Origin of the sequence: Kordia sp., from assembly GCF_050633145.1 — a bacterium.
Classification (GTDB): Bacteria; Bacteroidota; Bacteroidia; order Flavobacteriales; family Flavobacteriaceae; genus Kordia.
In genome coordinates, this window is record NZ_JBOEFY010000058.1 from 26,070 (window position 1) to 46,380 (window position 20,311).

At 31.8% G+C, this 20,311-nt stretch carries 24 protein-coding genes; 13 read left to right on the plus strand and 11 right to left on the minus strand.

Annotated elements, in window-relative coordinates; all coding sequences use genetic code 11:
• Window positions 1-13: 13 nt before the first annotated feature.
• Entirely contained in the window at window positions 14-964 is a 951-nt protein-coding gene (locus tag ACRBBL_RS22430; protein WP_431371337.1) for an NAD-dependent epimerase/dehydratase family protein, read from the minus strand.
• 203 nt (window positions 965-1,167) lie between these two features.
• On the opposite strand from ACRBBL_RS22430, the gene ACRBBL_RS22435 reads away from it, so the two are divergent.
• The 4 genes from ACRBBL_RS22435 (at window position 1,168) to ACRBBL_RS22450 (ending at window position 5,349) form a co-directional block, all read left to right on the plus strand.
• Window positions 1,168-1,821, plus strand: a complete 654-nt coding sequence (locus ACRBBL_RS22435) for a hypothetical protein (RefSeq protein ID WP_431371338.1) — start codon at window positions 1,168-1,170, stop codon at window positions 1,819-1,821.
• Between the two features lie 3 nt (window positions 1,822-1,824).
• Window positions 1,825-2,343 carry a nuclear transport factor 2 family protein gene (locus ACRBBL_RS22440; RefSeq protein WP_431371339.1) on the plus strand — a complete coding sequence of 173 codons (519 nt, stop codon included), beginning with the start codon at window positions 1,825-1,827 and terminating at the stop codon, window positions 2,341-2,343.
• 96 nt (window positions 2,344-2,439) lie between these two features.
• Entirely contained in the window at window positions 2,440-4,506 is a 2,067-nt protein-coding gene (locus ACRBBL_RS22445; protein ID WP_431371340.1) for a M13 family metallopeptidase, read from the plus strand.
• A 108-nt stretch (window positions 4,507-4,614) separates the two neighbouring features.
• On the plus strand, window positions 4,615-5,349 hold the full coding sequence (locus ACRBBL_RS22450; RefSeq protein WP_431371341.1) for a hypothetical protein: 735 nt from the start codon (window positions 4,615-4,617) through the stop codon (window positions 5,347-5,349).
• A gap of 86 nt (window positions 5,350-5,435) precedes the next feature.
• Here ACRBBL_RS22450 and ACRBBL_RS22455 read toward each other — a convergent pair whose 3' ends face one another.
• Window positions 5,436-7,712 (minus strand): M28 family peptidase, encoded by a 2,277-nt coding sequence (locus ACRBBL_RS22455; RefSeq protein WP_431371342.1) that lies wholly within the window; start codon window positions 7,710-7,712, stop codon window positions 5,436-5,438.
• A gap of 123 nt (window positions 7,713-7,835) precedes the next feature.
• On the opposite strand from ACRBBL_RS22455, the gene ACRBBL_RS22460 reads away from it, so the two are divergent.
• Complete coding sequence (locus tag ACRBBL_RS22460; RefSeq protein WP_431371343.1) at window positions 7,836-8,306, plus strand: CBS domain-containing protein; 471 nt, start codon at window positions 7,836-7,838, stop codon at window positions 8,304-8,306.
• Between the two features lies 1 nt (window position 8,307).
• Here ACRBBL_RS22460 and ACRBBL_RS22465 read toward each other — a convergent pair whose 3' ends face one another.
• From ACRBBL_RS22465 to ACRBBL_RS22490, 6 genes are read right to left on the minus strand one after another with little or no spacing between them, the layout of a single operon-like run.
• A complete protein-coding gene (locus ACRBBL_RS22465) occupies window positions 8,308-8,991 on the minus strand; it encodes a hypothetical protein (RefSeq protein WP_431371344.1) in 684 nt (227 codons plus the stop codon).
• Between the two features lie 11 nt (window positions 8,992-9,002).
• Window positions 9,003-9,290, minus strand: coding sequence for a hypothetical protein (locus ACRBBL_RS22470; protein WP_431371345.1), 288 nt, complete (start codon window positions 9,288-9,290; stop codon window positions 9,003-9,005).
• 1 nt (window position 9,291) lies between these two features.
• Complete coding sequence (locus ACRBBL_RS22475; RefSeq protein ID WP_431371346.1) at window positions 9,292-9,654, minus strand: hypothetical protein; 363 nt, start codon at window positions 9,652-9,654, stop codon at window positions 9,292-9,294.
• Window positions 9,642-10,400, minus strand: coding sequence for a hypothetical protein (locus ACRBBL_RS22480; protein WP_431371347.1), 759 nt, complete (start codon window positions 10,398-10,400; stop codon window positions 9,642-9,644). Before ACRBBL_RS22480 ends, ACRBBL_RS22475 begins: the two co-directional genes overlap by 13 nt.
• Window positions 10,345-11,610, minus strand: coding sequence for an NADase-type glycan-binding domain-containing protein (locus tag ACRBBL_RS22485; RefSeq protein ID WP_431371348.1), 1,266 nt, complete (start codon window positions 11,608-11,610; stop codon window positions 10,345-10,347). The genes ACRBBL_RS22480 and ACRBBL_RS22485 overlap by 56 nt, the downstream gene beginning before the upstream one ends.
• On the minus strand, window positions 11,607-12,146 hold the full coding sequence (locus ACRBBL_RS22490; protein WP_431371349.1) for a GNAT family N-acetyltransferase: 540 nt from the start codon (window positions 12,144-12,146) through the stop codon (window positions 11,607-11,609). Before ACRBBL_RS22490 ends, ACRBBL_RS22485 begins: the two co-directional genes overlap by 4 nt.
• Window positions 12,147-12,260: 114 nt before the next feature.
• Here ACRBBL_RS22490 and ACRBBL_RS22495 point away from each other — a divergent pair, with 114 nt between their 5' ends.
• Both ACRBBL_RS22495 and ACRBBL_RS22500 read left to right on the plus strand, forming a co-directional pair.
• Window positions 12,261-12,416, plus strand: coding sequence for a hypothetical protein (locus tag ACRBBL_RS22495; protein ID WP_431371350.1), 156 nt, complete (start codon window positions 12,261-12,263; stop codon window positions 12,414-12,416).
• A 310-nt stretch (window positions 12,417-12,726) separates the two neighbouring features.
• Window positions 12,727-12,948, plus strand: a complete 222-nt coding sequence (locus tag ACRBBL_RS22500) for a hypothetical protein (RefSeq protein WP_431371351.1) — start codon at window positions 12,727-12,729, stop codon at window positions 12,946-12,948.
• 62 nt (window positions 12,949-13,010) lie between these two features.
• On the opposite strand, the gene ACRBBL_RS22505 is transcribed toward ACRBBL_RS22500, so the two are convergent.
• The 3 genes from ACRBBL_RS22505 to ACRBBL_RS22515 form a co-directional block, all read right to left on the minus strand.
• Window positions 13,011-13,559 carry a hypothetical protein gene (locus ACRBBL_RS22505; protein WP_431371352.1) on the minus strand — a complete coding sequence of 183 codons (549 nt, stop codon included), beginning with the start codon at window positions 13,557-13,559 and terminating at the stop codon, window positions 13,011-13,013.
• Window positions 13,559-14,437: a hypothetical protein gene (locus ACRBBL_RS22510; RefSeq protein WP_431371353.1), complete on the minus strand. Its 879-nt coding sequence runs from the start codon at window positions 14,435-14,437 to the stop codon at window positions 13,559-13,561. The genes ACRBBL_RS22505 and ACRBBL_RS22510 overlap by 1 nt, the downstream gene beginning before the upstream one ends.
• A gap of 197 nt (window positions 14,438-14,634) precedes the next feature.
• Window positions 14,635-14,847: a hypothetical protein gene (locus tag ACRBBL_RS22515; RefSeq protein ID WP_431371354.1), complete on the minus strand. Its 213-nt coding sequence runs from the start codon at window positions 14,845-14,847 to the stop codon at window positions 14,635-14,637.
• Window positions 14,848-14,939: 92 nt separating this feature from the next.
• Between ACRBBL_RS22515 and ACRBBL_RS22520 the strand changes: the two genes are divergently transcribed.
• From ACRBBL_RS22520 to ACRBBL_RS22545, 6 genes are all read left to right on the plus strand, one after another.
• Window positions 14,940-15,878, plus strand: a complete 939-nt coding sequence (locus tag ACRBBL_RS22520) for an IS1595 family transposase (protein ID WP_431371355.1) — start codon at window positions 14,940-14,942, stop codon at window positions 15,876-15,878.
• Between the two features lie 230 nt (window positions 15,879-16,108).
• Window positions 16,109-16,531 (plus strand): hypothetical protein, encoded by a 423-nt coding sequence (locus ACRBBL_RS22525; RefSeq protein WP_431371356.1) that lies wholly within the window; start codon window positions 16,109-16,111, stop codon window positions 16,529-16,531.
• Between the two features lies 1 nt (window position 16,532).
• Window positions 16,533-17,051 carry a hypothetical protein gene (locus tag ACRBBL_RS22530; RefSeq protein WP_431371357.1) on the plus strand — a complete coding sequence of 173 codons (519 nt, stop codon included), beginning with the start codon at window positions 16,533-16,535 and terminating at the stop codon, window positions 17,049-17,051.
• 9 nt (window positions 17,052-17,060) lie between these two features.
• Complete coding sequence (locus ACRBBL_RS22535) at window positions 17,061-17,480, plus strand: hypothetical protein (RefSeq protein ID WP_431371358.1); 420 nt, start codon at window positions 17,061-17,063, stop codon at window positions 17,478-17,480.
• Window positions 17,481-17,994: 514 nt separating this feature from the next.
• Complete coding sequence (locus ACRBBL_RS22540; RefSeq protein ID WP_298509127.1) at window positions 17,995-18,327, plus strand: single-stranded DNA-binding protein; 333 nt, start codon at window positions 17,995-17,997, stop codon at window positions 18,325-18,327.
• Between the two features lie 180 nt (window positions 18,328-18,507).
• Complete coding sequence (locus ACRBBL_RS22545) at window positions 18,508-20,151, plus strand: sialate O-acetylesterase (RefSeq protein WP_431371359.1); 1,644 nt, start codon at window positions 18,508-18,510, stop codon at window positions 20,149-20,151.
• The last annotated feature ends 160 nt before the right edge of the window (window positions 20,152-20,311 follow it).

Genomic DNA, 20,311 nt, shown 5'->3' on the forward strand with positions numbered 1-20,311 from the left:
ATTCAGAATTATATCAGACCAACACACGTTGCAAATTAGAAACCATTTCAGAAACAATGGTTTTCATATCAAACTTATGAGACCAATTCCAATCGTTGGTTGCCGCAGAATCATCAATACTTTCGGGCCAAGTATCTGCAATTTTCTGTCTAGAATCTGGTTCATATCGAACAGTAAATTCAGGAATAAGCTCTTGAATAGCATTTACCAACACTGAAGGTGTAAAACTGATAGCAGCAATATTATAAGAAGAACGGACTTTCACTGTTGCCGAATCAGCATTCATAATATCAATAGTGGCACGTACAGCATCGTCCATAAACATCATAGGAAGCGAAGTATCTTCACGTAAAAAACAGGTATATGAACCCTTTTGAACAGCTTCATGAAAAATTTCTACAGCATAATCGGTAGTTCCGCCACCAGGATTTGCTTTCCAGCTAATAATACCAGGATAACGAATACTTCGAACATCTACACCGTAATTTTTATGGTAATATTCACACCAACGTTCACCAGATAACTTACTAATTCCGTAAACAGTAGCAGGTTCCATAATGGTGTGTTGAGGTGTGTTTTTCTTTGGAGAATTCTCACCAAAAACAGCAATAGAACTTGGCCAAAACACTTTTTGTATTACCTTCTCTTTTGCTAAATTAAGTACATGAAACAATGAATTCATATTCAAATCCCATGCAAAATCAGGCCTTTTCTCTGCAGTTGCAGAAAGCAATGCAGCCATTAAGTACACATCTGTAATTTCGTGTTTTTCTACACAAGCTTTAACTGCATCTTTATCACGTGCATCGAGAAGTTCAAAAACACCTTGATTAAAAACATCGCTATCGCTTTTTCGAATATCAGAAGCAACCACATTCGAAAAACCATACGTATTTCGCAAAGCAGTTGTTAGCTCTGTACCTATTTGCCCGCAGGCACCAATTATTAAAACTTTTGTACTCATCAAAATCAGTAAAAGAGAATTACAAAGATAAAAAAATCTAATTCGAGTGAATGCGAAAAATTAATTAAAAAAGCCAAAACTTTGATAAATTCATAAAATACAATGCATTAGGGTGGTAAACTTTGTTAAAAATACAGGCAAACTTAAAAAACTAGCTATATTTGTTTCTCTTTTTTTAAATAAAATAGACAGTAAAAAAATTAATGAAGAAAATCATTGCATCGGTTCTTATAGGCATCACTCTTTTTGCATGTAAAAAAGAACAACAGGTTGCGCGTGCTGTAGAAACGCAGAGCCAAGAAGAATATCTTGCTAAAAACAAGTTAACCATTCCTAAAAAAGGAACGTTAAAAAGCTTGACACCAAACCAAAAAAAGTTAGTACAAGATTGGTTAGAATTCAATACAGTTCATGAAAATATGAAACTCGTTAATGCGAGTACACGTTTTGCAATCATAGAAGATTTAGGACAATTGGCAAACAATATTGATGAAATTGAAAATAAAAAGTATCCCAAAGAGTTAAACGCTATGCAAATCCGTAGTCGTTTCCTCGTACTAAAAACCAAAGCACTAAAATTACAAGACGATGCTACAGACGATAGTATTCCAAATAGTTTTGTAGAAAAAGAAATCGTAGAAATGAACAAAGTATTTCATGCGGTTTGCTATCAAATAGAACAAGCTTCTTCTCTCAATATTAAGCCAGAAGAAATATTAGGCGATATGTTTAAAGATACAGATAGTGTAAATGCGGAAAAGAAAGTTGTTAATACAAAGCAATTGCCCAATCAAAAAGCCAAAAAAGAAAAACTACCAAAAAAATCTTTTAAAGAAGTAAAACCACAAAACCACTAAATCTTGAAAAAAACCATCCTATTCGTTGCTTTCATTGTACTTATTTCGTGCAATACAGAAAAAGCACGCCAAAAAGTAGAAGAATTTCGTTTAGAAAAAAGTAAAACTGAAATCAATACGGTATTAGATGCTTGGCATAAAGCTGCTGCTGATGCTAAATTTGACGACTACTTTTCTAAAATGACCGATGATGCTATTTTTATAGGAACTGATCCGACAGAAAATTGGCAAAACACCGAATTTAAAAAGTTTTCAAAACCATATTTCGACAAAGGAAAAGCATGGAGCTTTACAGCACTTGAACGCAATGTATTTATGTCAGAATATGGAGATATTGCTTGGTTTGACGAATTGCTAGATACACAAATGGAATTGTGTAGAGGATCTGGTGTTGTCAAAAAAATTGGCGATACTTGGAAAATAGCACATTATGTACTTTCTATTGAAATTCCTAACGATAATGTAAAGGAAGTAATTGCACTAAAGAAAGAATATGACTCTATAGTGAAGTCTAAGCTATAAAAACGTCTTAAATAAATGTTAATGTATGGTGTATTCGTAACATTCATACCACTTTCTATACTAAACTACGTAGAACTAATTAAACAGAACCTAAAAATGAAGACAAATACCTTAAAACTAGCATTTTGCTTTACGGCAAGTGCACTTCTTTTTTCCTGTGTAGGTGGGAAAAAAGGAGAAAAACAGGAGACTATGGCCAAAGTTGAAGGAATCAACTTAGGTTATATGGACCGATCTGTAAGTCCTAAAGATGACTTTTACACGTTTGTAAATGGTAAATGGATGGAAACTACCGAAATACCAGCAGATAGAACATCTTGGGGAGGATTTGGAGTATTGCGCAAAGATACGGACAGAGATGTACTGGAAATCCTTGACAAAGCAAACAAGAGTGGAAAATATGCAGCAGGAAGCGATCAGGCAAAAGCATTATTAATATACAACTCTATATTAGATACAGATGCAAGAAACAAAGCAGGAATTAAACCATTGCTGCCAGCTTTAAATGCAATTGAAAACATCAAGTCAATCGCAGACATGCAAACAGTATTGGCAAAAAACCCAGCAACAATTTCTGCACCATTCATGGGATTATCTGCTTTTGCAAACTTAAGTGATAGTAGTATGAATGCTGCCTATGTAACTCCAGGCGGATTGGGATTACCAGACAGAGATTACTATTTAGATGAAGATGAAAAATCGAAAGAAATCAGAACTAAATATGTAGCACACATTTCACGTATGTTACAATATTTAGGAGACGATGAAGCAAAAGCAACAAAAGATGCTGAAACTGTATTGGCTTTAGAAACTAAATTAGCAGCGCCACGATTAGATAAAGTACAAAGTAGAGATATGCGTAACTTTAACAATCCACGTTCTGTAGCTCAATTGGCAGAAATGACTCCTGTTATTGACTGGAATAAAATGATTGCTGATTTGGACATCCAAAAATTAGAAAATGTAATTGTAATGCAACCAAAATACATGACTGCATTACAAGAAGTGCTAACAACAGAAAGTATAGAAGACATTAAAACCTTAATGCGTTGGTCTACATTAAACAGTGCAGCAGGAATGTTGACAACTGAATTAGACAAAGCAAATTGGGATTTTTATTCTAAAGAACTAAACGGAGCAAAGCAACAGCGTGACGAAAAAGAAAGAGCGTTAGCAACTGTAAACGGAACTGTTGGAGAAGCAATTGGTCAATTATATGTAGATGCTAAATTTCCGCCAGAAGCGAAAGAAAAAGCAGAAAAAATGATTGCTAATGTAATTGCTGCATACAAAGACAGAATTATGGCGTTAGACTGGATGAGTCCAGAAACAAAAGAAAAAGCAGTTGAAAAACTAGATAAATTCACAGTTAAAATTGGATATCCTAACAAATGGGAAGATTACTCAAAACTTGGAGTAAAAGAAGGAAATTCATACTATGACAATATGGTTGCTGTTGGAAAATGGGCATTCAGAAAAAATTTAGATGAAATCAATAAACCAGTTGACAAATCAAAATGGGGAATGTCACCACAAACGGTAAATGCATACTTTAATCCATTAAACAACGAAATTGTATTCCCAGCAGCAATTTTACAACCACCTTTCTACAACTATTTAGCAGATGATGCTGTTAATTATGGTGGAATTGGAGCTGTAATCGGACACGAAATTTCACATGCTTTTGACGATTCTGGAGCGCGTTTTGATGCGAACGGAAACTTAGTAAACTGGTGGACGGAAGATGACTTAAAACAATTTACGAAAAGAGGAAATGCTTTAGCAGCACAATACAGCGCTATTGAAGTATTGCCAGGTGTATTTATCAATGGTAAATTTACTTTAGGTGAAAACATTGGAGATTTAGGTGGTGTTTTAGGTGCGTATGATGGATTACAACGTCATATCAAAGAAAACGGAAGACCAGACAAAATAGATGGATTCACTGCAGAACAGCGTTTCTTCCTTTCTTGGGCTACTGTTTGGAGAACAAAAATGAGAGAAGAAGCATTGCGTACGCGTATCAAAACAGATACACACTCGCCAGGACAATACAGAGCCTATGTTCCTCTACAAAACATCGATGCTTTTTACGAAGCATTTGATATCAAAGAAGGAGACAAAATGTACATTGCTCCAGAAGATAGAGTTCGAATTTGGTAAGTATCAAATCACAATAAAAAGAAAGCCTGAATGTTGAAGTTCAGGCTTTTTTATTTTTAAATCTTTTATTTTGAACTTATAAATGTATATTTAAAAAAGCTTTTAAAGATGTTAAAGAAAATTGGTTTTATATGTTGTGTATTGTGTTTTCTGAATTGTGAACAACAACCAAAGAAATCAGTTGAAACTTCTCAGCAACAAGACAGTCTTCCGAAAATAAAAACAGTAAAAACAGTAGATGAAACTGGTTTTGAATCGTTTGATGCTTCCGAATACTTATCAACTCAATTACTAATAGGGAAAAGTAAAACCTTTACGAAAGAAAAAATTCATAACCTCCATATTGTTGGTGAGAATTCATATAAAGTAAACCGTCAAGGATTGATTGTGGCGTTGTATAATATCAGTAATAATTATGGTGAATATACCTATACAAAAAGTGGTTTACTCAAAACAACTGCTACCAAACAACATACACCAGCGTTGACCTATTATCAAGAAACATTTCACTACCAAAAAAACGGAGCTGTACAAAAATCACTTATTTCCAGATACAATCAACATACAAAACAAAGCACAAAAGAGACTAATACTGATACGATTGCATTGAAAAAACAGGTGCGTAAATTTAAACTTGTAAGCGACGTAGCATTCAAAATAAATCGTAAAAAACGCATCATACTCACATACGGAAATGATCTTGTGTTTTGCTGTGGCGAATTAATGCCTGGAAAAAATAGTATACATTATTATTACAGCGAAAACCAGCTAATTGATTCCGTAGTAATTAACGGTTTAACATCTGACAAAAAAATGACTTTTACATACAAGTATAACTACTAGCCGAAGTATATTTTACAACAGACAACAGAACAATTTGTGCATTCGTGGTAGAAAAAAGTCATATCCAAACACCAAACACCAAACACCTAAAACCGAATCGTCTTCTTCACAATAATTGCATCATTCAATACAAATGGTCTTGGCATCATATTTTTAGCACGTGCAGGAATGGAGAACAGTGAATTCTTCATCAAATCAAAAGACGCTTCATACAAAATTAACTCAGGACTTGCATCAGGCTTTACTGTGAAAGACAATTCTAAAGGTTCATTATCAGATACGTAATAACTCGTTAAACGTTTCCAATCATTATTTGGATGCTTAGCTGTAAGTCCATTAATAGATAAAGATGTATACAATGTTTCGTTCGTAAAAACTTCCATACGATTCACGTTTCGCTGCGGCGTAATTTTCACATCAATATGACGTAAGTTGTTATATGTAGTATCTTTTAAAGTTTCTATCAATGGCATCGGAATTTGCTTTACAGGTGCTTCTTGTGTGTATGTAATTTTAGACTTATACTTACTGTCCATTACATTTTTCGCTTCAGACACATTACCATCTTTAATATAATTCTTTGTCCAATCGTCCAAAATACCATCATACGTGTTCCAATTAGCTTTATTTTGATCGGCATCTAATACATATACCAAACTATTTGGTTTTTGACGTTCTTCAGTAAAATCAGATCTTGAATGCGCTACAAAAAAGGCGATAATAGTCAACAAGAAAAACAAACGTGCTGTCCATTTTGGACGCTTATACAATCCGAAAACAGGCATTAGCAATCCGAAGATTAATACAATTAATAGTGGAACTACCGCAATAATTTTTAGTCCTAAACCAACAGGGAATAATTTGATAAATGGTACTAAAATGAATACGGCTGGAAATGCTAAAACAGTATACAATAAAGTACTTGGTCTGTCTTTTTGTTTGATAAGAATGAACAATGAAATTATCATAAAAAGCACAGGAATGGTTATAAAACTAGCACCATCTAAGTAAACAGCTGCGAGTGCAGTAATAACAACCCAAAAGAATAATGGCGCAATTGATAAGTTTGCAGCAGTTATCTTTTTTCCAAATTTATGATACGTATAAGAGATAATTCCTAAAGATAAAAAGGCAAATAACGAAATATACACATATCCATTATAGGTAAATCCGTGTTGAATTTCTGCATAATGTGGATACAACCATTTAACAATAATCCAACCTAAAATGGTAGCACCACAACTTGCTACCAACGCAATTAAAAATGGTAAAAAACCTTGCAAAATACCTTGTTGAGAAAGCATTTTTTGCCTAAAACCATACCATAAAACTCCAATAAATAATACAATGATTAGAATCAGTATTGGGAAAATCCAGCTGAATGGATAGCTATGAAAACCTAATGGAGTGTTGAAATATATTAAATCTTCTTTGCTTGTTATTTGCGTTAAATCTTGCTTTGAAAAATAGTCAAGCAACGGCATTAAATAGGTTCCTTGATGCGTTAACGTATTAAAATCTAAATTTTCTGTAGTGTCATTTTCAGTATGATAATCGTAATGATCGTCAATAAAAGCAAAGTTAAACCCTTGAATATTTCCATCTTCTCTAAAAACGGTCAAATCGGTATCATTAGGTAACATTTTGTAAATACTATAGGCAAGCGAATTTCCAACAGGATATTTTAAACCTGCATCTTGAAACGCTTTGATAAGTTTTGCATTTCCATCATTGGTTTCTAACAGCATAATACTAGGTCCGCCACTTCCACGTGCTTCAAAGTTGAGCACCAATCCAACATCTTTTGCCCACGGATGTTCATTTACAAACAATTCGGCACCATTCAAACCTAATTCTTCTCCATCCGATAATAATAAAATAATGTCGTTTTCAGGTTGTTCGCCTTTGGTTAAAAAAGCGCGTGTTCCTTCTAAAATTGTTGCTACACCACTTGCAGCGTCACTTGATCCAACGGCTGAATGAGGATCACTATCGTAATGTGACAATAATAATAAAGCTTTGCTGGAATTTTTTCCTTTTATGCGCGCTAACACATTTTTAGGCTTAGACATATTTCCCGAATCGTCAAGTGTAAATCCTTCTTGTACTGTTGGATGTAACCCTAATTTTTTTAACTCGGCAATGATATAATTACGAACGTCTGCGTGTGCTTTAGAACCTACATAATGGGGTTCTTTTGCCATTTCATTTACATGTGCAAAGGCACGAACGGTTGAAAATTCTTCTTTTGGAATATTCTCTTCTGAAAGGGCTTGTGGCATTACACTTTTAAAACTGTAGTATACAGCACAAGCAATGAGTAAAAAAGATAGAAATGTATAACGTGCTTTTGATGTAGTCATTTTTGATTGATTGAATGGTTGCTTAAAAATACTAAAAAACTGTAGATGAAATGTTAAGTAAGTGATGTTTTAGGTTAACTAATTAAAAATGAGTAACTTTAAGAAAACCTAAAACCTAAAGACATGGCAATTAAAAGTTTTCAAGGCGCGCGAAAATCCCAAACAGCAAATACAAATACTACAGAAGCTCTTAAAGTAAGCGATTATATGACGCGAAACTTAATTACATTCAAGCCAGAACAAACCGTAGAAGAAGTGATTCAAAAGCTAATTCAGCATAAAATATCTGGTGGACCTGTAGTGAATGATAAAAACGAATTGATCGGTATTATTTCGGAAGGTGATTGCATTAAGCAAATTTCGGATAGTCGTTATTATAATATGCCGTTTGAGCACAATAAAATTGAAGCACACATGGCAAAAAACGTAGAAACCATTGATGGAAATTTAAATATTTTCGATGCTGCCAATAAGTTTATTCAATCTAAAAGAAGACGTTTTCCAATTGTAGAAAATGGAAAATTAGTAGGTCAAATTAGCCAAAAAGATATTTTAAAAGCAGCAATGAATTTAAAAGGACATAACTGGAAGTGATTTAGAGTTTTCGCTTCACACGTTCCATAGCTTTTGGTTCGTCTGTAATGAGTAATTTCTGTTTTTCTGTTCCCGTTAAGGCTAGTACTCTCGAATCTGAATAGCCATCAATTGGTGTGTCAATTGTTGTCCATTTTCCAATGCCTATTACGGCAATTTCTTCATCCACTTCAATAATTCGTTCCGTAAAACGTAAGGTTTTGTTGAAGCCAAATGTGGTTGTACTATTTTTTCCGTATTGTTTTAAATAATGCGCTGCTTCTTCATCAAGATTGTTTAAAAATCCGGAGCTAATCGCATGATCGGCAACTAGGTGAATTCGCTTTTCCGATTTTCGACGTGTGTTTAAATGAATCACAGCATTTTCCGTTCCTGCTTGTAGAAAGAAATCTTGAAACTGTACATCGTCCACAATAGTACGCCAATGTTTTCCTCTTTTTTCTTTGATTTTTACATCATAGTACACGCATTTACGCTTGCTTAATGGTGCAACTAATGGTTTATCAGCACTTTTAGCTTTTCCAATTACTTTGGCATATTCGTTTTTACGAACACTATGAATAGGCTTTCTTCTTATTTTTTTGACTTCTCGTAAAACTATATTTTTTGGACTAAAATAAAGGCTAAGAATAACAACTGTAAGAATGAAGGTAATGATAAGTCCAAATATGATGAATTGTGTCATGTTGATCGTTATTAGTTAATTTGCTTTTCCAGTTTTTTGATCTCTTCTTTTATTTTTTTTAGAGCTGCTTCACGTTCTTTTTTAGAGATCTCTGAAAAAGAATCGTATACCTTTTCTCCGTTATGTTGCTGTGTCTCATAACCCAAAGTTTTTTTCTTGATTGTTGATCGTAGGTTTTCAAATGACTTGAGCCGTTTGTTATTTTGTTGCTGTTTTATATAATTTTTATAAAACAATGATCCAGCTATAGCGATAATAACCGTAGCAATAAAAATAGCACCGGCACTTTTTTTAGTCATATCATGAGTTCTTTTTTACTAATAAATAATACTCGTTTTCTAGCGGTAAATAACCTTGGTCATATACATAATAGTAGGTAGAATTTGATTTTGTTACATAAATTGAAGTAAAATAATTAAAATCGAATCCTTTTTCTAAAAGTCTAGTCTTTGGTATTTTAGTTTTACCACTTAGATTTAAATCTTCTAAAATACGCCAGTTTTTTCGCAAGCGATTGTTAATGTTTCTTATAAGATTCTTTCCATCTTTATTCAGTCGGTTGTTATATGCGTTTCTGCAATAATCACTGCAAAACTTTTTATCGACGCGACCTTTAAATGGATCGCCGCATTCTAAACATTTTTTTTCGTCTATTTTTTCCATTTGTATGTAATATAAGGTGTGTTGTGTAAATTGGTTTCTTTTAGTGGAATAATTTCAGCTTTTAAATCATAGGCGTGTATGAGCAAATCGTCACCATCAATTGTATTTTTAATGCCTCTATCTTCATACAAAACAGAAACTTGATGTCCAAAGTGAATGATAATTCCTTTTTCAATTTTATCAGTTTTCACTAGATATTCTTTTATTCTTCTTGGACCACAATACGGAACTTTCATGCCTTGTCTACGCTTTCCGTAAATGGCTAGTTCGGCACAATCAGTTGCAACACGTAAATCCGTTTGATGTCCAAATTCAGTTAAAAATTCGGGCGAAAGCACAAAAGGAATATTCAATAACTCTTCCAAATAGCCAAGATAACCTGTATTTTTTGTGTATATAATTTGGTAAACTTCATCATGAACAAGATGCAAAGGCAATTTTGTAATTTTTAAGTTATTTGGTTTCGCCTCTGAAAATAAATGTGTTCCTACAGAAAGGTTTTTTATCGCATCTTTCCTAGCGACATGTTTTGTTTTATATACGATTTCTAAACTAGTGTCATACGCGTATTTTTGGTACACAGGAACAATCTTATAGATAGAATCATTCGCCACAAAAGGAAAACTTTTAAGTGAATGTATCTTGATGGTTTTCTTGTGATTTTGTGAAATCGCTTCCGCGGAAAAAACACTAATCATCACCATTCCTATAACCTGCAAACAATATTTCTGAAATGCATGTGTCATTGAATTTTTTCCCTTTATAGGTTTCTAAAATTTTGATTTCTATTTTTGAAGTAAGTAGAAGCATGTCTCCAGAATCGGTATGTTGTACCATATCATAAAAAGAATTCAAATCTATTTCTTGATATGGAATATCTTTTACATCAAGTTCATATGTGAATTCCTCTTTTTTGCCGCCATATGTTGTATAATACTGTGTAATTGCTACTTTTTTTAGCCGATTATTGTTGTAATAAGCTTCTTTCGATTTTAAATATCCTGTTGAGAAAATAATCGTAGCAATATCGACACTATCTTTAAATGTAAACGTAAGTGTTGGGTTTTTATCTTTTTTCTTAGCGCACCAACAGGTTGAAAAATTTAGATCCGTCAGATTGTCTTTGTTATATTTTCGTTCTAATTGAGAAGATGCTGAGATTTTTTTTAACTGCTCTTTTTGCACTGATTTTTTTAATAAATAAGCTGAAGTTTTATATGTTTTTATACTGTAGCTTAGTTCTAAATTGGGCGCTTTTCCAAAATCAAAATCGTTCGATTTAAAAGTATAAATGTTATCACTTTCTTTAAAGTTGATTCCTTTTATGTGAAGAATATCTCCATGAATATTTTTTAAAGAAGTTAGGTCTAGCTTAATATTCATGCTTTTTGCTTCTGAATAGCCCCAATATTTTGCAGCAGAAAAATCATAAATAAAAGTTCGTTGATCAAAAATAGGGTAGAAAGATTTGGAGAAAGCTGCATCTACAAAACCCACTTTAAATTTATAATGAACTTCCAGTTTCACTTCTTCATTTTTCTTTATGTCAAACTTTACGAAGTACCATTTTCTTCGTGTCCTATCTTTGCTTGTTTGCAAATCAATTTGTGATTCTTGAGTCAAGAGTTCATCATTTTTTTTGAAAGTGATAAAATTTACGTTTTTTTCATTCCAATCCATTTCTTCATTTCTCTGAGCGAAGCCAAAATCTATAGGAAATGCATAAAAAATGTTTTCATCACTGTACTTGCCATTTTTCAGTGTATAAATAACTTTAACTTCAGCAAAATCACCATCAATCTTGATAGATAAATCTTCATTAGCTACATTTATATTAGGTGTATTTATAAACTTTAAATCGCCAACACTTCTAATCGTAGATTCATCGATTGGTCCACCATTTGCCAAAAGAAGTAATGGAAATAGGTCACTGAGTATTATTAAATATTTTTTCATAATGATTGCGGATTTTTTATTGCATACCAACGCAGCATCTTGTCTTCTGGTTCGTAATGAAAATCTTCTATATAATTGAGTCCTATTTTTAATAAAACTTTGTGCGAAGCTTCATTTCCCATTTCAGTAATTCCGTATACTTTTTCTAGTTTTAAAACATTCCAGGCATAATCCAAACACGCAACAGATGCTTCTGTGGCATATCCTTTTCCCCAAAACTCACGCCGTAATCGATAACCGATATCGTGAAAATTTGTTTGGTTGTTAAATGTGTATTCTGTGTACAATCGTAAGCCGCACCAACCTACAAATTCACCAGTTTCTTTAATTTCAATTGCCCAACGTCCGATTCCACGTTCTGCATATTGTTTATTTACATCTTTAATGTATTTCAGTGCTTCCTCTTTCTGTTTGATAGGTTTATTGCCTAAATATTTATGTACTTCCGGATCAGAATCAAGTGCAAACATGCCGTCAATGTCTTGTTCTATAAGGCCTCGGATAATAAGTCGTTCGGTTTCTAAATGTATATTCATGAATAAGTTATAAATGTCTAATATAGGGCATCTATATACCAAATGGGACAAGCCCAAAAAACACAAATAGCCTTTAATTAGGTAACAACTAAGTTAAATTTAAAAAACGAAACAATGAAATTGATAATTTTTAAAAAGACAGTACTAAGTACAAACAATGTAGAAGATTATGATATACCTAAGAAACTTACTCGTTTAAGTTTCTTAGGTATTACTTTTTATCAGTCAAAAGAGTTTTACAGAGACGATAATAGTGAGTTTACTTCGTAATAGTATAAACCATAGAGAAATATGATGAATTAGGACTATTTACAGTCTCATAACCTATAACGCTCCACCCATCTTCAAGATATTTGTTTAATTCATCAAACTCGGTAGTTCTTGAAGGGTTTTTGTTGTTTGATGATATGAAATTCCTAATTGTTACTGATAATACTTTTATCATAATGATTGATTTTTTGGTTAGGGCGTAGAAGCTAACAAAACGAAACACTAAAAACTTACGGGAATCCGTAAGTATTAAAAACACGTAATATATTTCTTTAAAATGCTATATTTGTATAATCCAAAAATAATACTGATGCAAGACAATATAGACGCTATCATAAAAGCATTAAAGATTGTAAAGACAGAAACGCCACAAAGTAGAGCAGTTCCTTTATTAGAAGATGCTTTGCAGCAATCAATGAAACTTTATGTACTTAACATGGCTTCTATGGGTTCGGTCGTGGATATTGAAGAAATTAAGCAGAATTTTAAAAATGGTTTGGAGTTGCTTGATATATTCGAGAATAAAAAGTAAACTTCATCTTTTAGAACTTCATAAATTATTACATTTCAGTTTCGTAGATAATAAAAGCTCTCCTAAAGTGGGGGTTTTTGAGTAGAACCTTTTCTATTTGTATCGTTAAAAAATATAAAATATAGATAAGTTATATTTTTAATGTTTAGTAGAAATATATGAATTAGTAAAAAAAGTTCTAATGTTTTAAGGGTATATAAAAAGTTTAAATTAACACCTAGCTTTGACCAAGGAAATAAATAAGCTACTATGTTGAGTATAATAACGAAAAGAGTTACTAAAACAGAATAGCTTATCATTATGTATATTTTTCGAAATCTACTAATCTCTAATCCATCTACGACTTTACCCGTCATGTAGCTTTTCAACTCATTTATTTTGTCATTTTCAGAGGATGTTAAAATTGTAACTGAAGTTATACTAAACCCAGCTAGTATTCCAAGTACCGATAATACGTTTCCTATAAAATCCTTTGAAAGATAAATTATATCATACTTAAATAAAAAAAAGCTAATAACCGCTATAAAAAGAGGGGTGATAATGTCAAACCAAACCCCCTTTCCTAGAGTCATTAAATAATCATTAATTAGTAATAAATAATCTTTAAACATTAGAGTAAATTTAATAGCTGCGATTTCATAGATTCCCTATGTATAGCAGCAGTTAGCGGATTGATTTCCACATCTATAAAGGTACGTTTTTTTACTTGATCTAGAAAGAAATTAGACTGATTTCCGTAAATATCTTTACCCTCAATCCATATACTAGAAATTTCAGATTTATACATTATTGCTTGCCTTAAATCATTAACAACATCTCTTATAGACTGTCTTACTTCTGCACGTACATCAATATACAATTCTTGCCTAGTTTGGAGTAACCTGTTAGAATAACCAAGTACTTCATCACTTAAAACACTTTTATCAACGTATATTCTAGTTTTTATAATTCTATCTAATCTAGACAACGCAACATCGTCGGTACTTATGATAGGATTTAGCTTGACATTAAAATCTTTAACCTCTCCAGTGTCAACTAAATATCTATTAAGGAATATGTCAAGATAATTTTCAAAATTGTTTTCCCTAACCCCTTTTCCTGCACTTTGATAGATTAATTCACCACTTCCATTAGTGGTAAGTTTTAAGAGAAAATAGTTTTCTTGTTCTTCCCCTTCTACTAGTCTTTTTGGGTTAGGTCTTTTAGTATTGTTTTCACTGTTCTTCAAATCTCTTCTAGAACCGTGATTCCCAGTACTAAACATACCTAAGTAAAGGCTGAATGTTCCGTCATAATCTCTATTAGGTAACTTTTGAATGTAATCTAAAGAAGTAAACTTGTTGTTTGTAATACGGTACATTTTTCCATCAACAGGCAAACCCGAAAACCACTCTAAGAAACTATCAAAATCCACTGAATTATCTATTAATTCGTGGTTGCGTTTGTTAACTAAACGAAATCTGTGAAATGTTACTTTTTTTTGAGCCATATAGATGATTGATTATTAATTTGTTATAAGCAAAATAAAAGCTTTAAATTTACAAATCTTATAACAAAAGTATGATTGTTTTTATAGGGGATTTCTCCCCTTTTTTTTAGTTCAATCAAATATAACTACAAATTGAGGTGATTAAATTACGGAAAACCGCAATTAAATATTAAAAAGACTTTTGTTTTTTACTGCAACTACAGAATCTTCTGCAAATAGTATTTCTTACTATTACTATTTACTAAAGATTGTTTACTTGACTTCTTAAATTGCCTGTAGTAATAATCATAATTCCTTATTTCACTTTCAATCTTTCCGAGTTCTTCAATAAACAATTTCAGATTCGTTTCAAAAACAACTACTTCGTTGTCAACAATAGCAACATACAAACTTTTTAAATCTCTAATCATTTCACAAATATAAAATAATCCGTATATATTTGCAAATTTAGTTGTGATTACAAAATAATACGTATATATTTGTATATATAAATAATCAAGCTATGAACTTTAAATCATTACCACAGTTACTAGACTATTTCCGAGAAGAAAAAACGTGTATTGAATACTACGAAAAAATTCGATGGAATGGTAAACCTGTATGCCCTCATTGTGGTAATGAGAGAGTGTACAATACAAATAGAGGGTATAAGTGCGCTAATAAAGAATGTCATAAGAAATTCACGGTAAAAGTTGGTACTATCTTTGAAAACTCTAAAATTTCGTTTAGAATCTGGTTTGCTGCTATCTACTTGGCAACCACGCACAAAAAAGGTATCAGTTCTGTACAATTAGCGATTGATTTAGGAATTACACAGAAAACCGCGTGGTTTGTTTTACACCGTATTCGTGAAATGCTAAAAGATAAATCCCCGCAAATGTTGGGCGAAAACAATATGGTAGAAGTTGACGAAGCTTATATAGGTGGGAAAGAAGAAAATAAGCACCTTAACAAGAAAAGATCGCACGAAAATATTAATCTTACTAATGAGGGTAAACCATACAAGAAAAAGAAAATAGTAGTCGGGCTTATAGAGCGTAACGGAAACGTAGTTTTAAAACACGTTCCGAGAGCTGACGCAAACAATATGGTAGCATTCATAAATAAACACGTACCTAAAGGTTCTACGGTTTATTCAGATGAAGCAGCAGTATACAGAAGCTTACATAAAACGTATACGCATGACAACGTGAAGCATTCACTTAATATTTATGTTGATGGAAATGTACATACAAATACTATTGAGAACTTTTGGAGCGTTTTAAAACGTGGTTTATATGGAGTTTATCACCAAGTAAGCGATAAACACATAAGCCGTTATTTAGACGAGTATGCAGCGCGTTTCAATACTAGAACATTAACGAGTCAAGAGCGATTCGATAAGTTTTTAGTAGATAGCGAAAGTGTTTTGACGTATAATGAATTGATACAAAATCAGTAATATGTTTAATTAAATGTAAACATTTGTTTGTATTTAAAGAATTTATTATGTATTTTTACATAAAGAAAGAAATTAACTGCTATTTAACGAAAAATAATAACATTTAATCTTATTTATTGTTATATTATACATGATTAAATGTAACAATTTTAGCGTTTTTACGTAATATATGTAGAGATATTTATTACTTTTTATATATTTACACACTTTTAAAAAAGAAAAACGACTACTTGGATTATATTAAATCTAAATCTGAATTTAATTTAGCGGCAGCAAAAGTATTGATTGATGATCAAGATAATTTTGCTCCTAGTGTTCATTGTTCCTATTACGGATGTTTGCAATTTATTAAATCAAAGCTACACTCTTTAGGTATAATATCTTATAGTCAAATGTCTGAAGACATTGCGAAATCAAAACAAGGAGGTATGCGTGCCCTCAGCTCTCATAAGTATCCTTTGGATTTGATTGTAAAAGCGATTTCAGAAAAAGAGAACCTTATTTACGCTAAAAAAATAAATGATAAGGTAAAAGAACTTAAGACGTTTAGAATTATGTCAGATTATCATAATGTAGAAATTGATAAGCCAAAAAGCATGAAAGCATTAGCGTTAAGCTGTGAAGTAATAAGTTTGATTAAAAGCAAATTATAGGATGGAGTCAATAAAATATTTAAAAGAAAAGCTTCAAGAGCTACATAACAACTGTAATTACGTTGGTATAAAGTACGAATACAAAAGTGTTATAAATACACATGTGATAGATATACAACCTAAGATTATATTTGAAAATGACGAAAATTATGTTTTATCACAAATTTCTTTAGAGGATGAATTTGAAGAATTATTTCCAGAAGAAGAAATTTTGTTTATTTCTAAGGATAATTTAATTTCTATTAATGAGTCAATTTTTGAGATTGAAAGCATTAAAGTTGAAGAAATTAACGTGCAGGGCTTTGCAGTATTAGAAGCGAATGAGATACATTTTGAAGAATTTATTAATTTTGATGAGGAATACATCACTTATAATTCACTCGAAGATATAGGTTATATCCAAGTAGAAAGCGATTTAGATAATGAGATAACAATACATTCTCCACCACCCAAACCTTGGTGGAAATTTAACATAAACAAAAATGACTCCAAAAAAGATTTGGAGTTTTTTTTTACTTAATTTTGTACTATGGCAGAAGCAAAAAAAGCATCATTTAGTTTTAAGGAATTTATGGTTCCTAATTTTTCATATTCCTCATCAGATAAAGAGGATTTAGAGTTAAAATTAAACTTTGATCCAAAAGGGCGTTATCATAAAGATCAAGGTATTTTTGAGCTTGTAATTGAATTTACTGGAACAGACGGTAAACACGATGAGCAAATTGTAAAAGTAACAAGCGTAGCTTTCTTTGAGTTCTCAAAAGACTTAGATAGTAAAGATATACCCGTTTACTTTTATAGTAATTCAATAGCTATTGTATTTCCCTATATTAGAGCATTCATAAGCAATTTAACTCTACAAGCTAATGCAGGTGGTGTTATAATGCTTGGTCTGTTGAATTTTTCTAAAATGGGAACTATCCTAAAAGAAAATACTATTTATGAGTAAACAAGAAGAAAAAAACAAGGAAGTCGAAAAGAACGACGAACCTTTAAAAATAGATGGAACTTTTGACGACGTGTTAAAAGTTTCAATTCCTAAGCCAAAAACTAAGGAATAGCACTCGGTTTTGACCGTTTTGTTAGGGTTACTACACATTAACAAGGTGCGCCACGTTATTTGATATTATTACTCTTTAGTTTGATTTTTCAATCGGCAATCGCTTACGCTCTGATAAGCTGAACTTGATGGCTTTTCAATCGTAAACTAAAGAACTGAATTACTTCCAAAAAAAAGCGAATTCCCGCTTAACATTACTACTCTTTTTTAGCTTGTCCCATTTGGTATATAGATGCCTAATATAGGTAAAATTATCCATTTACAAACGACTACAAATATTTGTAAACGAAAGTAAGCGAGTTGTAACCGAATAAAATTTGCGTGTCGTTTCATATTTGCACTGTTCAATCACAACAATGATTCGATCACAAAATCAAAATAATAACTTTTAAAACATACTATTATGAACACGCTTAGAAACAAAGTACAGTTAATTGGAAATTTAGGAAACGATCCAGAAATCATCAATTTAGAAGACGGAAAGAAAATTGCAAAATTCTCTATTGCCACAAATGAAACGTATAAAAACGCACAGGGAGATAAGATTGAAAATACCTACTGGCATTCCCTAATCGCCTGGAACAAAACGGCAGAAATCGTTGAGAAGTATTTATTGAAAGGTAAAGAAATTGCTATTGAAGGAAAGCTTACAAACCGATCTTATGAAACGGAAGATGGAGAAACGAAATATGTAACTGAGGTTTTGGTAAATGAAATTTTAATGTTGGGGAGATAGATTTGGGAAATCTACATGTTGGGTTTGTAAGGCGGTTGATTTCTATAAATCAACCGCTTTTTTGGTAAAGATTACGCTTATATATTATTTTCAAAAATCCAGATATGTTTTCTTTCTAACAGAAGAAATTTGATAGATTTGATAAATCTTTTGTACATTTTTCGTCAAATTAAATTTTCAATGAGATCTTTAAATAATATATTGTTATTTTTTATTGTATTACCATATTGCGTTTTTTCACAAGTTTCTATTCATGAATTCCCTGAAGATTTTCAATTATATAAAAGAGATGTTGCTAGCAATACAGCTACAATTAATATTTCTGGTGAAGTTGAAATTTCTAGTGGGTTTTCGATTTTTATATTAGAAATATATAAGGACAATGTGCTGGTACAGAGTTTGCAACATCCTTTGTCTTATACTGACAATGTTGCTCATTTTGAATTCTCAGAAAACATTACGGCTGGATTATTCCAGTATGAGTTTAAACTTAAAACTAATATTGGTTTAATACTAAAAGAAGCCCATAATGTAGTAGCTGGTGATATTTATATAATAAATGGCCAATCTAATGCTATTCGAAACACCTATGGCAACACACCATTTCCTTATCAAAATAATTTTATAAGAACTTTTTTACTAGAAACCCAAGAGTGGAGTTCCAATCCAAATCCTTTTATATTTGGTGGAATTGGATATCATTTTGCATCGTCAATAATAGCAAATCAAAATGTACCAGTTTTATTATTAAATGGAGGAGAAGGAGGCAAAGCTATTTCCCATTTTCTAAGGAATAATGAAAATATTTTAGATCAAAATACAAACTATGGAAGACTTTTAAGTAGGTATAATCTAGCCAATTTTACTAGTGGAGACGTTAGGGGAATAGTCTGGTTTCAAGGCGAATCTAATGCTTTTACAAGTACAGCTAGTTATAGCTTAGCCTTTAATAACTTGTATGAAACTTGGGAAGAAGATTATGCTCCAGATCAGTACTATGTTTTCCAAGTTAGATATGGTTGTACTGTTACAGGGTATCCCGATTACAAAAAGAATTTTCAATCTCCAGAAACACATAGAAGATTAGGATTACTTCCAAATACAAAGGTTATTTCTTCCAATGCTATAATCAAAGGTTATGATGATTGTCATTATTACGGAACAGACGGTTATGCAAATTTGGCTAAACGGTTGTATGATTTAGTAGCGTATGATTTTTACAATTCAGCTAATGATAGTGGTATTTACTCACCTAATATTGATAATGTACGTTTTGCGGATGCTGCGAGAAATCAAATTAAGTTTGATTTAATTCCGTCATCAGATGTATATTCTTGGCAAAATGGTGTAGAAAATGATTTTTGGATAGAAGGTAATGATGATATTGTTATTACAGACGGATGTATTTTAGGAAACACTGTAACACTTAATTTATCTGAAAGTATTACAGAAGTTAATCCTAAACTATCTTATTTAGGTCATAATCCTAATAGCACTCCATTTATTATTAATCAAAATGGTATAGGAATGTTAAGTTTTAAAGATATTGATATATCAGATTCATTACTAGGAAATGATCAATTTTCCTTAAATGATTTTTCTATGTACCCTAATCCAGCAACAGAGATAGTTACTATTGAATGGGAATCTCCGTGTAATTCAACAATCCTAATCTACGATGTCACAGGAAAAAAAGTGTATGACAAAAAAAATCATACAAATCAACAAATAAAGATTGATGTATCTAATTTGTCATCTGGGCAGTATTTTGTAAAAGTTATTAATCAATTTGAAACTACTGTTAAAATGATGATTATTGATTAATTAAAGGTTGAATTGAATTTTTTAATTCGGTTTTTTAAACGTCTAATCGTTGAGTTTTTAACACTTGGTTGTTTAGAAATACTACTGTACAATTAGTAATCAATCGAATTCAATACAATAGGGCAATCTAATTACTTGGACAAAACGATTGAAATTGTTA